This window comes from Burkholderia sp. YIM B11467 (assembly GCF_052952715.1).
The window spans coordinates 975854-990623 of the sequence record NZ_JBQVSQ010000002.1 but is presented as its reverse complement, the minus strand read 5'-3'; the positions used below and the strand labels follow the sequence as shown (position 1 = coordinate 990623).

Below are 14770 nucleotides of genomic sequence, written 5' to 3'. Positions count from 1 at the left end.
CGTCGATCGCCGTCAGTGGCTGCGCGCGTACCCCTGGATCAGCGCGCGCATCATCCCTTCGACCGTCGCATCGAGCAGGTCGGATTCCTGCTCGGACTCCTCGACGAGCGCGGCATAGGCGGTCGCGAGCGTCACGCGGTCGACTTCATTGCGCTGTTCCATCAGCGTCACCATCCCGTCCTTCGCCAGATGAGCGGAGAACGCGCGGCTGCCGATGGTCTGGAATACGTCAATCATGGCGGCTCTCCCGTACGTTGCAGATGCTTTCCAGTGTAGTCGGCGCACCGGGGCTCCGCCACGCGCGGCGGCCGGCCGCTCGCCGCGCCCGGGCAGAAAATCCGTGCCGCGATCGACGCGCCCGCGGCGGCCAGCCGGCCATCGATTCCTCCGATGAAACGCCGCCCACACACGGCCCGGACAGGTTTTCAACGTTTACCCGAAGCAGCAAATTGTCGACTTTTTATCGATAAAGTCTCGTGTTAGATTTCGCGATTCGAGCCCGGTCCAAACCGGGCAGGCGGCGCGTTGCGAAGGCGTCGTGGATCCGACACAAGGAGGAGAGCAATGCTGGTGCTGATTGGGGTGCCGATCGTCGTGATCGGTTTCGCGCTGCGCTTCAACGCGCTGCTGGTGGTCACGATCGCGGGGCTCGCGACGGGGCTGGCGGGCGGGCTGAATCTCGTCGACATCGTCAGCGCGTTCGGCAAGGCGTTCACCGAAAACCGCTACATGGGGCTCATCTGGCTGACGCTGCCGGTGATCGCGCTGCTCGAGCGCAACGGGCTCAAGGAGCAGGCGAGGCGGATGATCTCGCGCGTGCAGGCGGCGACCACGGGCCGCGTGCTGATGCTGTACTTCGTGCTGCGCCAGGTGACGGCCGCGCTCGGCCTCACGTCGCTCGGCGGGCACGCGCAGATGGTGCGGCCGCTGATCGCGCCGATGGCCGAGGCCGCCGCCGTCAACCGGCACGGCGAGCTGCCCGAGTCGGTGCGCCAGCAGATCCGCGCGCATGCATCGGGCGTCGACAACATCGCCGTGTTCTTCGGCGAGGACATTTTCATCGCGATCCAGTCGATCCTGCTGATCAAGGGCTTTCTCGAGCAGAACGGGATCGTCGTCGAGCCGCTGCAGGTGTCGGTGTGGGCGATCCCGACCGCGATCGCCGCGCTGCTGATCCACTGCACGCGCCTCGCGCTGCTCGACCGGCGGCTCGCGCGCGGCTTCGGCCTGCTGGGGCAGGAGGGCGCGCGATGATCGGCCTCGAATCGTTGTACACGCTCGCGGGGTTGATGTTCGCCGCGTTCGCGTGCTTCAACCTGACGGACCGCACGAACCCGCGCCGCGTCGTCAATTTCGCGTTCTGGGGGATCTACGCGGTCACGTTCCTGTTCGGCGCGCGGCTGCCGCATTTCGTGACGGGTTGCCTCGCGATCGCGCTCGCGGTGATCGCCGGCTCGGGCAAGCTCGGGCGCGGCAAGTCCGACGAGGCCGGCGAAGCGGCGGCCGTGCGCCGCGAAACCCTCGCGCAGCGCTTCGGCAACCGGCTGTTCCTGCCCGCGCTGCTGATTCCGGTGGTCACGCTGATCGGCACGTTCGCGCTGAAGCTGTTGCCGTTCGTCGATCCGAAGAGCGTGACGCTGATCTCGCTCGTGCTCGGCACGATCGTCGCGTTCGTCGTCGCGCTCGCGATGCTGCGCGATTCGCCCGTGCATGCGCTGAGGGAAGCGCGTCACACGATGGACGCGGTCGGCTGGGCCGCGATCCTGCCGCAGATGCTCGCGGCGCTCGGCGCGCTGTTCGCGGTCGCGGGCGTCGGCGGCGTGGTGTCGGGGCTCGTGAAGGACTGGGTGCCGATCGATTCGCCATTCGCGGTCGTCGCGGCCTACACGGTCGGCATGGCGCTGTTCACGATGATCATGGGCAACGGCTTCGCCGCGTTCCCGGTGATGACGGCCGGCATCGGCCTGCCGCTGATCGTCCACCAGTTCCACGGCAACCCGGCGATCGTCGGCGCGATCGGGATGCTGAGCGGCTTCTGCGGTACGCTGATGACGCCGATGGCCGCGAACTTCAACATCGTGCCGGCGGCGCTGCTCGAACTGAAGGACAAGAACGGCGTGATCAAGGCGCAGTGGCCGACGGCCGTGCTGCTGCTGGCCGTGAACACACTGCTGATGTATGCGTTCGTATTCCGCTTCTGACTCGATGGACGAGATCCTCATGACCGACCGACTCACGCCCGAACTCGCATCGAAATTCGCGTCGCTCGCGCTCGCGCACCTGACCCGCGAATATCCGAACAAGCTCACGCATTCGCTCGAAGGCCCGCACGACGTGCAGGGGCCGCGCGCGCTGCATCCGATCTTCTACGGCAGCTACGACTGGCATTCGTGCGTGCACGGCTACTGGCTCGTGCTGCGCGTGCTCGAACGTTATCCGGCGCTGCCGGAGGCCGAGCGCATCGTCGCGATCGTCGACGCGCACTTCACCGACGCGAACGTCGCCGGCGAGCGCGCGTATCTCGCGTTGCCGCACAACAGCGGCTTCGAGCGGCCGTACGGCTGGGCGTGGCTGCTCGCGCTGTCCGCGCAGCTCGAACGGCTCGCGCTGAAAGGCGCGCTGCCGCAGGCCGCGCGCTGGGCGAAGGCGATGGCGCCGCTCACCGACCTGTTCGTGTCGCGCTTCGAGACCTTCCTGCCGAAGGCGACCTATCCGCTGCGCGTCGGCACGCACTTCAACACCGCGTTCGCGCTGGCGCTCACGCTCGACTTCGCGCGCGACACGCAGCGCGACGGGCTCGCGGCGCTGATCGTCGATACCGCGAAGCGCTGGCACCTGAACGACGTCGCATGCCAGGCGTGGGAGCCGTCGGGCGACGAATTCCTGTCGCCCGCGCTGATGGAGGCCGAGCTGATGCGGCGCGTGCTGCCGGCGGCCGAATTCGACGGCTGGTTCGCGCGCTTTTTGCCGGATCTCGCGCGCGGCGAGCCGGCGACGCTGTTCGAGCCGGCGACGGTCAGCGATCGCAGCGACGGCAAGATCGCGCATCTCGACGGGCTGAACCTGAGCCGCGCGTGGTGCCAGCGCGCGCTCGCCGGTGCGCTGCCGGACGGCGATGCGCGGCGCGCGAAGCTGCTCGACGCGGCTGACCGGCATCTCGCGAGCGCGCTCGCGCACGTGGCCGGCGACTACATGGGCGAGCACTGGCTCGCGACGTTCGCGTTGCTCGCGCTGGAAGCGTAGCGCGCGGCCGTTGCGCGACGCGTAACGGGAACGAAACCCCGTCGGCGGCAAGGTCATCGGCGCGCGGCTATACTCGCCGCTCGGGCCGCTTCGCGCAGCATGCGTTGCGCGAAGCGGCCATCCGCCAGTTCGCCGCCTCTTCATGGACAAGCTCATTTCCTACGTCGCCGCGATCCACGGGCTCGCCGGCCCGGTATCGATCGTGTCGCACGCGACCTCCCACGACCGCTGGACCGACGACGACGTCGAAGTCACGCGCGACGAAACCGAATACCGCTTCGACAACGGCGCGATCGTGCGCCGCTCGGTCGAGCAGGATCGCGCGCCGTCCGACCTGCTGTGCGCCGAATGCTGGATCGATTACGACGTGCTGCGCCATCCCGATGCGCGGCCGATCAGCCCGTCGCGGCTCACGTTCGACAACGCGTGTCGCGAAACCTTCTGGTTGCGCTATCACCTCGCTTGAACGCGTGACTGCCTGACCTCGCGCAGCCGCGTCAGCCCGGCTGCACGCCATCGGCCGCATGCAGCAGCGGCGCGAGCCGGGCGGCCGCGTCGCGCATCTTCGACACGTTCTCCAGCGAATCGTTGAGCGTCGCGTACGGGCTGACGTGCCGCGGCCGTCGCGAGCCTCTCGACGACAGCGAACTGCTCGCCTATCCGCCGCGGTAACGCATGACGCCGAAGGCCCGGCCGTGAGCCGGGCCTTCGCACATGCGGACCCTGTCCAGACCCGATGGATTGTCTAGCCAACTATCAGGCCGCCCGATAGGACCGATCGGAGGATGCGACTTTATGTCGGCCGCGTGCCGGCATAGCATGGATGAACCGATTCACGGGTGCGCCCCGGCGGGGCGCGCCATCATCCGCGAACGAGGACAGACGATGGAGCATCGAGCACGCGAGCGCGACGAGCAGGCCGAGATCAAGACGACGACGTGCTACATGTGCGCGTGCCGCTGCGGCATCCGCGTGCACCTGCGCGACGGCGAAGTGCGTTATATCGACGGCAATCCCGAGCATCCGTTGAACCAGGGTGTTATCTGCGCGAAAGGTTCGTCGGGAATCATGAAGCAGTATTCGCCCGCGCGGCTCACGCAGCCGCTGATGCGCAAGCCGGGCGCCGAGCGCGGCGACGCGCAGTTCGAGCCGGTGTCGTGGGCGGTCGCGTTCGACGTGCTCGAAAAGCGGCTCGCGCACCTGCGCGCGACCGACCCGAAGCGCTTCGCGCTGTTCACCGGCCGCGACCAGATGCAGGCGCTCACCGGCCTGTTCGCGAAGCAGTTCGGGACGCCGAACTATGCGGCGCACGGCGGGTTCTGCTCGGCGAACATGGCGGCCGGGATGATCTATACGATCGGCGGTTCGTTCTGGGAATTCGGCGGCCCCGATCTCGACAACGCGAAGCTGTTCTTCATGATCGGCACCGCGGAGGATCACCATTCGAATCCGCTGAAGATCGCGCTCGGCAAATTCAAGCGCGCGGGCGGGCGCTTCATCGCGATCAACCCGGTGCGCACCGGTTACGCTGCGATTGCCGACGAATGGATTCCGATCCGCCCCGGCACCGACGGCGCGCTGTTCATGGCGCTGATGCACGAGCTGATCGCGCGCGACGCGTTCGACGTCGAATTCGTGTCGCGCTTCACGAACGCGGCCGAGCTGGTCGATCAGCGCGACGGCGCCGACACGTTCGGGCTGTTCGTGCGCGATGTGGCCGCGCCGGAGGTCAACGCGCTGTATCCGCAGAACCGCATGTGGTGGGATACGAAGACGAACCGCGCGGTGCTGCACCACACCGACGGCGCGGAACCGGCGCTCGATGGTCGTTACACGCTCGACGACGGCACGCCCGTCGCGCCGTCGTTCACGCTGCTGCGCGAACAGGTGGCCGGCTGCACGCCGGAATGGGCGGCCGACATCACCGGCATCGCGGCCGACACGATCCGCGGCCTCGCCCGCGAAATGGAGACGGTCGCGCGCGATCACGCCATCGAGCTGCCGGTACGCTGGACCGATTCGTGGGGCAAGGAACATGCGACGGTGAAGGGCGTGCCGATCGCGTTCCATGCGATGCGCGGGCTTGCCGCGCATTCGAACGGCTTCCAGACGATCCGCGGGCTCGCCGTGCTGATGTCGCTGCTCGGCACGATCGACCGGCCGGGCGGGTTCCGGCACAAGACGCCGTATCCGCGCGCGGTGCCGCCGTCGGCGAAACCGCCGAACGATCCGGCCCAGGTCAAGCCGAACACGCCGCTCGCCACCGGCCCGCTCGGCTGGCCGGCGGGCCCCGAGGACCTGTTCATCCATCCGGACGGCACGCCCGCGCGGCTCGACAAGGCGTTCTCATGGGAATACCCGCTCGCGGTGCACGGGCTGATGCATTCGGTGATCACCAATGCGTGGCGCGGCGATCCCTATCCGATCGACACGCTGCTGATCTTCATGGCCAACATGGCGTGGAATTCGTCGATGAATACGACGGAAGTGCGCAAGATGCTGGTCGACAAGCGCGACGACGGCGAGTACCGGATCCCGTTCCTCGTCGTGTGCGATGCGTTCGCATCGGAGATGACGGCATTCGCCGACCTGATCCTGCCCGACACGACCTACCTCGAACGCCACGACGTGATGTCGGTGCTCGACCGGCCGATCTCCGAATTCGATGGGCCGGTCGACTCGGTGCGGGTGCCCGTCGTGCCGCCGACCGGCGAATGCAAGCCGTTCCAGGAAGTGCTGATCGAGCTCGCGAGCCGGCTGAAGTTTCCGGCGTTCACGACGGCGGACGGACAACGCAAGTACCGCGACTATCCGGATTTCGTCATCAACTTCCAGACGGCACCGAACTCCGGCACCGGCTTCCTGATCGGCTGGCGCGGCAAGAACGGCGACAAGGCCGTCGTCGGCGAGCCGAACCCCGACCAGTGGCAGCGCTACGCGGAGAACAACTGCGTGTACCACCACCGGTTGCCGGAGCCGCTGCAGTACATGCGCAACTGCAACGGCCCGTACATGCAGTGGGCCGTCGACAACGGGATGCGCAAGTTCGGCGTGCCGATCGTGATCCAGCTCTACTCGGACGTGATGCAGAAATTCCGGCTCGCCGCGCAGGGCCGCACGTCGGGCCGCCAGCCGCCCGACCATCTGCGCGAGCGCATCGCGCGCTATTTCAATCCGCTGCCGTTCTGGCATCGGTCGCTCGAAAGCGGGCTGACCGACGCGAACCGCTATCCGCTCGCGGCGATCACGCAGCGGCCGATGGCGATGTACCACTCGTGGGATTCGCAGAACGCATGGCTGCGGCAGATCCACGGCGAGAACCACCTGTTCGTGAACCCGCTGACGGCCGCCGCGCAACAGATCGACGACGGCGCATGGATCTACGTCGAATCGCCGTGGGGCAAGGTGCGTTGCCGCGCGCGCTACAGCGAGGCGGTCGAACCCGGCACCGTGTGGACGTGGAACGCGATCGGCAAGGCGGCCGGCGCATGGAATCTCGGGCCCGAAGCGGGCGAATCGCAGCGCGGCTTCCTGCTCAATCACGTGATCACCGACGAGTTGCCGGATGCGTCCCGCGCCGGTGCGCGGATGTCGAACTCCGATCCCGTGACGGGGCAGGCCGGCTGGTACGACGTGCAGGTGCGGATCTATCCGGCCGAAGCCGATGCGGCGACGACGCTGCCGCAGTTCGCGCCGATGCCGCCGCTGCCCGGCACGCCACGCGTGCTGCAGCGCGTGCAGGCGTATTTCGCGGGGACCGGCGCATTCGCCGCGCGGCTGCGGCGCGCGGCGTCGGCCGGTTCGCCGTCAGACGACAGCTGATCGAAGGAGCGCAACCATGACCCAGATGGCCCTCGTCATCGACCTGAACGTATGCGTCGGCTGCCATGCCTGCGTGACGAGCTGCAAGGAATGGAACACGTCGGGCGAAGCCGGCAGCCTCGCCGACCTGCGCCCGTACGACGACGATCCGTCCGGCACGTTCTTCAACCGCGTGCAGACGTACGAAGCCGGCGTGTTCCCGATGACCGACACGATCCACTTCCCGAAATCGTGCCTGCACTGCGAGGATCCGCCGTGCGTGCCCGTGTGCCCGACCGGCGCGAGTTACAAGCGCAAGTCGGACGGGATCGTGCTGGTCGACTACGACAAGTGCATCGGCTGCAAGTACTGCGCATGGGCATGCCCGTACGGCGCGCGCGAACTCGACGAAGGCCGCAAGGAGATGACGAAGTGCACGCTGTGCGCGGACCGCATCGACAACGAAGCGCTGCCCGAACGCGACCGCAAGCCGGCCTGCGTGCTCGCGTGCCCGACGTCGGCGCGGCTGTTCGGCGACGTGCACGATCCCGACTCGGAGGTGTCGCGCGCGATCCGCGAACGCGGCGGTTATGCACTGATGCCCGAATGGGGCACGCGGCCGTCGAACCATTACCTGCCGCGCGTGAAGACCCAAGCGTCATGCGGTTGCGGCAGCGGCGGCGGATGTGGCAGCACGTCGGGCGGCGGCGACGCGGACGCGTCGTTCGAGGCACGCGCGGCGCGCGGCGATATCAATCTCGTTTCGCTCGCGACGCCGCGCTGAGCGCGTTGTTTTTCATTCAGATCCAGACGGAGTTCCCATGCGCCCAGCCTTTTCGGTCGTTTTTCTCACCACGCTGTGTGGTGCCGCACAGGGCCTGCTGCTGACGCTCGTGATCGTCGAGGCGCTGGCGCGGCTGGCCGGCGTCGACGTGGCCGCCGCGTTCTACGTGACCGGCGCGGCGCTGTCGGTCACGCTCGGCGTGCTCGGCCTGTTCGCGTCGTTCTTCCATCTCGGCCACCCCGAACGCGCATGGCGCGCGATCGCGATGTGGCGCACGTCGTGGCTGTCGCGCGAATGCATCGCGCTGCCGGTGTTTCTCGCGTGCGCGTTCGCGTATGGCGCGGCGCACCTGTTCGGCTGGCCCGGCACGCTGCTGATCGGCGCGGCGGGCGCGCTCGCGAGCGTCGCGCTGTTCGTGTGCACCGCGATGATCTACGCGTGCCTGCGCTTCCTGCAGGAATGGGCGAGCCCGCTGACGCTCGTGAACTTCGTGCTGCTCGGCTGCGCGTCGGGCTGCACGCTCGCGACGGCGTGCGCGGCCTGGCTCGCGCCGGCACTGGTCGGTCGGCTCGCGGCGGCCGCCTGCGTGCTGACGCTCGTGGGCGGCGCGACACGGCTCGCGTCGCTCGCGCGCAATGCGCGGCTGCGACCGAAGTCGACCGTGCAGAGCGCGACGGGGATTCGCAATGAAAAGGTCGAGCAGAAATCGCGCGGCTTCACGGCCAGCGCGTTCAATACGCGGGAGTTCTTTCACGGGCAGGGCAACGGCACGCTGCGCGCGGTGAAGGCCGGTTTCCTGATCGGCGCATTCGCGGTGCCGTTCGTGCTGACCGGTGCGGGCGCGCTCGCGCCGACGTCGGTCGCGGCAGCCGTCGCGCTCGGCGCGGCGTTCGTGATCCAGTATGCGGGGCTGGTCGCGGAACGCTGGTTCTTCTTCGCGGACGCGCGGCATCCGCAGAACATCTACTACCAGCGCGCGTCGTGACGACGCGTGTGCGCGAACTTGCGCGACGCGTGCTCACGAGGAGGGAGCAGGGAGAGCAGGGGACATCGTCACGTGCGATGTCCCCCGCGGGTCATGCGGGCATCACGAGGCCGTCATGCCGATGCCGAACACGTGCATCTTGCCGGCACTGACCTGGCGCGGCAGCACGATGCTTGTGACCACCTTGCCGGGCGGCACGGGAAGCTTCTGCGCGAAGATGTAGGTCTTGACGTTGTCCTGCTGGCCGTTGCCGCCGTTGCGGTAGGCCATCGTGACGGCGACCGTCGAGCTGGCGCTCGCGCTGCCGCCGTTCAGGGTCCAGTCGTCGAACGCCAGCGTGACGGCCTGACTCGAGCCGTCGGCGAAGTTCAGCTGCGCGATGCCGCTGCTCGGACCATTGTTGGCCGAGCCGAGCACCACGACGCCGGTGCCGACCGAGCCCGGCGGCAGCATCACGGTCTGGCCGACGGTCACGGTGTTGTCGAGCGACAGCGGTCCGCCCGCCACCGCCACGCTGGCGCCGGCCACCGCGAACGGCTTGCCCGGCTGCACGCCCGCCGCCGCCAGCGCGTTCAGCGAGTAGCTGAACAGGCTGCCGTCGAAGTCCGCACCCTGACCGTCGGTATTGGTCGCGCCATCCGCGCTGAAGCCGCGATTGTTGTAGCTGTCGGCCGCGTTGAGCGCCACCGGCACGCCGAACGACGGCGGCTGTTTCTGGCTGCCCCATTGCGACGGAGCGCCGCCCATCGCGAAGTGCAGCGTGGCGCCGTTGGCGATGTCGTCGTAGGCAACCCATGCGGCAGGGTGAGCGCGGCCGTTGATCGACAGCGACTGCACATAGTTCGACGCGGGCGCGCCCTCGGCCCGGATCCGCCAGGTGCGGCCGTTGCCGAGCCGCACGTCGATCTGCGGGAACTGCGGGCTGCCGATCGCGAGGCCTGCGACGCCGGGGATCTGCGGGTACAGGCCGAGCGCGCCCCACACGTACCAGCCCGACACGGCGCCGAGGTCGTCGTTGCCCGGCAGGCCATCGGGGCCGGTGCCGAACGCGGTGCCCATGATCTGCTGTACGACGCGCTGCGTGCCCGACGGTTGCGCGGCCCAGTTATAGAGCCAGGGCGCCTCGAAGGTCGGCTCGTTGCCCATGTAGAAATTCGGCAGGGTCATGCCGGCATTGAGTACCGTGAAGAACTGGTCGAGCCGCGACGTCACCGCCGTATTGCCGCCCAGCTGCGCGAACAGGCCGGCCGAATCGTACGGCACCATCCACGTGTACTGCTCGGCATTGCCCTCCACGTAGTTGTCGCCGCTGCTCGGCGTCTCGGGAATCCACGCGCCGTTCGACTGCCGTGCCGCGATCAGCGGCGGCGTCAGCGCGGTGTTCAGCAGGTTCTGCCAGTAGGCCGAGCGGCCCAGCAGCATGCGCTGCGTGGCGGTATCGCCAAGTGCGCCGGCAAAACGCGAGATGGCGAAGTCGCTGCTCGTGTATTCGAGCGTCGACGACGCCTGTCCCCACTCGCCGCTGGTGATATAGCCGGTCTGCAGGTAGCTCGCGCGTCCGCCGTTGGTGGTCACGTTGTTGCATGCGGTGCCGGGGATGTTCGCCATCTTCACCATGTGCTGCAGCGCGGAGCGCGTATCGAAGCGTCGTGCGCCGAATGCATGGGCACTCGACACGATCAGCGAACCGGCATCGCCCGGCATCACGCCGTCCTCGACGTTGTCGTTGACCCAGTGCGGAATCGCGCCGCACTGATCCGCGTCGTTGACCAGCGACTGGATCATGTCGCTGGTCTCGGACGGGTTGAGGATCGCCTTCAGCTGGATCAGCGAGCGATAGATGTCCCAGCCCGAGAACGACGAATACTGCGCCGCCTGACCTTTGGCGACCTGATGCACGGTATTGTCGAAGCCGATGTACTGGCCGTTCACGTCGCTGAAGATGCTGGGTGCCCACAGCGCGTGATAGAGCGCCGTGTAGAACTTCTTCTTCGCGTCGAGCGTGCCGCCCGCCACGCGAATCCCGTTGAGGCGGTCGTTCCAGATGCGGTCCGCCTGCGTGCGCACGCCGTCGAAGTCCCAGCCGCGATTTTCCGCGTCGAGGTTGGCCTTGGCATTGGCGACGCTGACGTACGAGATGCCGATCTTCATCCTGACCGTCTGGCCGGAGCGGAAGCCGAGCTGGGCCACGCCGTGCGAAATCGCGGACGAAGCGAAGGGCTGGTCGAACGCGGCATAGAAGTACACGGGCACCGGCACCGAGTTGCCGCAGAAGCCGCCGCCGATCGTGCTGCCCGAGAGGGCGCTGTCGGAAACCTGCGTGATCGCACCGGTGGTCGACGTTTTCGTGTTGGTGCGCGTCGCGTCGAGCACCAGCAGCGCGGGTTGGCCGGCCGGGTAGGTGAACCGGCCCAAGCCGGTGCGCAGCGTGGCGGTCAGCTCCACCTTGATCTGCGAATCGAGCAGCACGGAATAGTAGCCGGGCTTCGCCGTTTCATTCGCATGACTGAAGGTCGGCACGAGCTTCGTCGCGTCGGTGGTCGGCATGATCGGGAATTCGCCGTTGTTGCCGCTGCAGCCGGCCCCCGGCATGTGCGTCACGCTGAATCCCTGGATCGAGTGGATGTCGTAGTAGTAGCCGGCGGGCGAGTTCGGTTCCTGGCTGTCGTTCGGCGCCGGCGTGGTGTTGGTGTCGGGCGCCCATTGCACCATGCCCGACGGCAAGCCGGCGGCCGGCTCGACGCTGCCGGCCTGTCCTGCCGGCACCGGATTCGGTGAATTGCTCGCGAGCGTGCCGATCAACGGATCGACATACTGCGTCAACGACAGGCTGCGGTTGTCGTCGAGATTGGTCGTATCGGCCACGGCGTTCGACGGCCTTGCAGTCAGTATCGACGCCGCTGTTCCGTCGCTGCCGTCACCGCCTCCGCATCCTGCCAACGCATACGTCGCGGCCAGTATCGCCGCGAGCGTCGTGAATCGATTCATGATTGCCCCCTCCATTCGGATATGCATCTTCTGCGTTGATCACCCGGTCGATCGAACCATGGGTTCGCCGTGGGTTATTGCTATCCTGTTGGGTCGTAACACTAGGATTTGGAGGAATCCGCTGTCAATCGGAATAACAGAGTTGTAATATTTTTATTCGATTTACTAAACAAATAGAAACGCCGGGATATTCGGCGCTGTTTCGTCGAGATGACACTGCAGCGGTGTGAGCGCGAGTGACGCGCGCGGTGTTCGTCGCAACGACATGCGCGCGCCATTTTGCGTCCGGTCAGGCGTCCGTCTTTTGCATTCGCACGCACTGCGCCAGCGCCCGCACGCCGGGCTCGATCCGGTCGAGCGGAATCGCGGGAAAAACCATCCGGAAGCAGCGGCATCGCGCACACGCTGTTGGCGTGCGCGTCGCGCGAATTCGGGCGGCCGATCCGCATCGATGCCGGCGCGCGTGCATGGCCCGATACGCCGGCGTGGGCGACGCTGTGCCGCTGCCTCGAATACGAAGGGCTGGTTGTGGTTCGCTGAATTGCGACGCGGCGGGGAAGGGCGCGTCGCGCCTTCCCGCCGCAACCGGCGTGACCGGTATTACTGATAGAAGTTGAGCGTGACCATCGCCGAACGGCCCGGCGCCCACGTCGCGTAGATCGGATACGCGCTCGCGTAATACTTCTTGTCGAACAGGTTCTGCACGTTCAGCTGGACGTCCATCGTCTTGTTCACGCGCCACGTCGCGGCCGCGTCGAAGCGGGCGTAGCCGGGCGTCCACTTCTTCACCGTCGGCGACACCGATGCATAGGTCTTGCTCATCACCGTCGCGCCCGCGCCGAGCGTCAGCTTCGGCATCACGTCGTAGCTCGTCCACAGCGTGAAGCTGTGCTTCGGCACCATCACCATCGGCAAACCCGCGCCGCCCGGATTGCCGGGGCCCGCGTCGACCGTGACCGCGTTCAGGTAGGTGTAGCCGCCGAACACGTGCCACTTGTCCGTCAGGTTGCCCGCGAAGCCGAGTTCGGCGCCGCGCACGCGCTGCTTGCCCGCGTTGATCGTGTGGCCGAGGCCGTCGCTGACCTGCGCATTGGTCTTCTCGGTGTCGAACAGCGCGGACGTCAACGAAAGCTGCTGGTCGATCACATCCCACTTCGCGCCGACCTCGATGTTGCGCGTGCGCTCGGGCGTCAGGTTCTGGTTGTTCGCGGTGATCTGGTCGGTGCCGCCGCCGAGGCCGCCGTTCGCGCCGGGCGGGTTCGACGACGTGCCGTACGACGCATACAGGCTCACGGTGCGCACCGGCTTGTACACGAGGCCGAACTGGTAGCTGAACAGGTTCGACGTGTTCGACAGGTCGGCCGCGCCGGCCTGCTTCGCGTTGAGGTCGTAGCGGTCGAAGCGCAGCCCCGCGTTGAAGAGCCATTGCTCGGTCAGCTTGACCGTGTCGAAGAGGTACGCCGACGCGGTCGTCGTGCGCGTGTTGGTCGTCGCGCCGGGGAAGCTCTTGTCGCCGTTCAGCACGATGTTCCCGGTCCACGGCATGTTCGGGTTCCAGCCGCCCGCGAGCGGCGTGCAGTTGCCCGGCACCGTGCACGGTCCGCCCGAGCGGATATTGTTGCCCTTCGCATCGGTGACGAGGTAACCCTCGTAGCGGTTCTGTTCGAGACTGAACTCGACGCCGGCCGTCAGCGTGTGCTGCATGCCGAACAGGTTCGTGCGGCCGGTCACCTCGGTCTGGTTCGCGATGCCGTTCGTCGCGTACTTGCCGCTCTTCGCCTGCAGGCTCAGCATGTTCGGATTCGACGCGAGGATCTGCGGATTCGTCGCCACGTAATCGAGCGTCGTGCGACCGAACATCGTCGTGTTCTTCAGCTTCCAGTCGTCGTTGATGCGATGCTCGACGCGCACTTCGCCGGTGTCGGTCTGCCCGTAACGGTAGTCGCGCGTGTTCAGCCCGAAGAACTGCCCGCGATCGGTCGGCACCGGCGTGCCGCCCGACGCACGGAACGGCACGCTGAAGTCCGGCATGTCGTACGAGTTCATGTGGTAGTAGCTGACCGTGACCGTGGTCGGCGTGTTCAGCCCGAACACGATCGACGGCGCGACACCCCAGCGCTTGTTGTACACGTTGTTGCGGCCGGCCTGGTTCGCGTCGTGGCCCATCACGTTCAGGCGCACGGCCGTCGTGTCGTTGATCTTGCGGTTCGCGTCGACCGTCGCGCGCTTGTAGCCGTCGGTGCCGAAGCCGATGCTGCTGTTGATGAAGTTGTCGTTCTTCGGCGTCTTCGTGACGATGTCGACGCTGCCGCCCACCGAGCCGCGGCCCGCGTAGACCGAATCGGGGCCCTTGATCACGCTGATCTGCTCGACCGCGAACGTCTCGCGGTTCTGCAGCCCCGAGTCGCGCATCCCGTCGACGAAGATCGAGTTGCGCGATTCGAAGCCGCGGATCACCGGGCGGTCGGCCGACGGGTTCGCGGCCGCATCGCCGCCGAGGAACGTGATGCCCGGCACCGAACGCAGCGCATCTGCGAACGACGTGACGTTCTTTTCCTTGATCAGTTGCTCGGGGATCACCGTCACCGAACGCGGCGTATCGAGCAGCGGCGCGGTGAACTTGTACGACGGCGAACGCTTCACCTGCATGTCCGACAGCGCGGACGACTGGACCGCGATCGCCGGCAGCGTGGCCGGTGCGTCGGTGGCAGGGGCGGAGGCGGGAGCGGTTTCGGCGGAGGCGAGCAGCGGCGTCAGGAAAACGGAGCAGGTCAGCGCCGACACGAGGGCGCGAGGCCTCGTCTTGAACTGGGCAGGCATATCGGGAAGCAACGGAAGGTTCGGTGATCGGGTGCGTTTTCTCGATGCGGGCAGTACTGGCCGGAACATCGGAGTACGTCAATGTAAATGCGTATGATTCGCGTTAGCGATCGTAATTGTACGAATTAGTACCAAATATGTAAACACTT

10 protein-coding genes are annotated in these 14770 nt (G+C 67.0%); 7 read left to right on the top strand and 3 right to left on the bottom strand.

Annotated features, from left to right (window positions below):
• Positions 1-12: 12 nt before the first annotated feature.
• Complete coding sequence (locus ACTRWB_RS11555) at positions 13-237, bottom strand: hypothetical protein (RefSeq protein ID WP_048246322.1); 225 nt, start codon at positions 235-237, stop codon at positions 13-15.
• A gap of 327 nt (positions 238-564) precedes the next feature.
• On the opposite strand from ACTRWB_RS11555, the gene ACTRWB_RS11550 reads away from it, so the two are divergent.
• The 7 genes from ACTRWB_RS11550 to ACTRWB_RS11520 all read left to right on the top strand — a co-directional run bounded on the left by ACTRWB_RS11550 (position 565) and on the right by ACTRWB_RS11520 (position 8813).
• Complete coding sequence (locus ACTRWB_RS11550; protein WP_129517039.1) at positions 565-1254, top strand: DUF969 domain-containing protein; 690 nt, start codon at positions 565-567, stop codon at positions 1252-1254.
• Positions 1251-2201: a DUF979 domain-containing protein gene (locus ACTRWB_RS11545; protein ID WP_193100862.1), complete on the top strand. Its 951-nt coding sequence runs from the start codon at positions 1251-1253 to the stop codon at positions 2199-2201. The genes ACTRWB_RS11550 and ACTRWB_RS11545 overlap by 4 nt, the downstream gene beginning before the upstream one ends.
• Before the next feature lie 19 nt (positions 2202-2220).
• Positions 2221-3243 carry a DUF2891 domain-containing protein gene (locus ACTRWB_RS11540; protein WP_446901965.1) on the top strand — a complete coding sequence of 341 codons (1023 nt, stop codon included), beginning with the start codon at positions 2221-2223 and terminating at the stop codon, positions 3241-3243.
• Between the two features lie 142 nt (positions 3244-3385).
• The gene (locus tag ACTRWB_RS11535; protein WP_048246325.1) at positions 3386-3709 is read left to right on the top strand and encodes a hypothetical protein; all 324 of its coding nucleotides are present in this window, start codon (positions 3386-3388) and stop codon (positions 3707-3709) included.
• Positions 3710-4128: 419 nt separating this feature from the next.
• Positions 4129-7065 (top strand): molybdopterin-dependent oxidoreductase, encoded by a 2937-nt coding sequence (locus tag ACTRWB_RS11530; RefSeq protein ID WP_446901964.1) that lies wholly within the window; start codon positions 4129-4131, stop codon positions 7063-7065.
• Positions 7066-7081: 16 nt separating this feature from the next.
• Positions 7082-7828, top strand: a complete 747-nt coding sequence (locus ACTRWB_RS11525; protein ID WP_446901963.1) for a 4Fe-4S dicluster domain-containing protein — start codon at positions 7082-7084, stop codon at positions 7826-7828.
• Between the two features lie 37 nt (positions 7829-7865).
• Positions 7866-8813: a dimethyl sulfoxide reductase anchor subunit family protein gene (locus tag ACTRWB_RS11520; RefSeq protein ID WP_446901962.1), complete on the top strand. Its 948-nt coding sequence runs from the start codon at positions 7866-7868 to the stop codon at positions 8811-8813.
• A 102-nt stretch (positions 8814-8915) separates the two neighbouring features.
• Here the strand turns inward: ACTRWB_RS11520 and ACTRWB_RS11515 are convergent, their stop codons facing one another.
• The gene (locus ACTRWB_RS11515; protein WP_446901961.1) at positions 8916-11801 is read right to left on the bottom strand and encodes a GH92 family glycosyl hydrolase; all 2886 of its coding nucleotides are present in this window, start codon (positions 11799-11801) and stop codon (positions 8916-8918) included.
• Between the two features lie 600 nt (positions 11802-12401).
• Complete coding sequence (locus ACTRWB_RS11510) at positions 12402-14621, bottom strand: TonB-dependent receptor (protein ID WP_446902048.1); 2220 nt, start codon at positions 14619-14621, stop codon at positions 12402-12404.
• Positions 14622-14770: the final 149 nt, after the last annotated feature.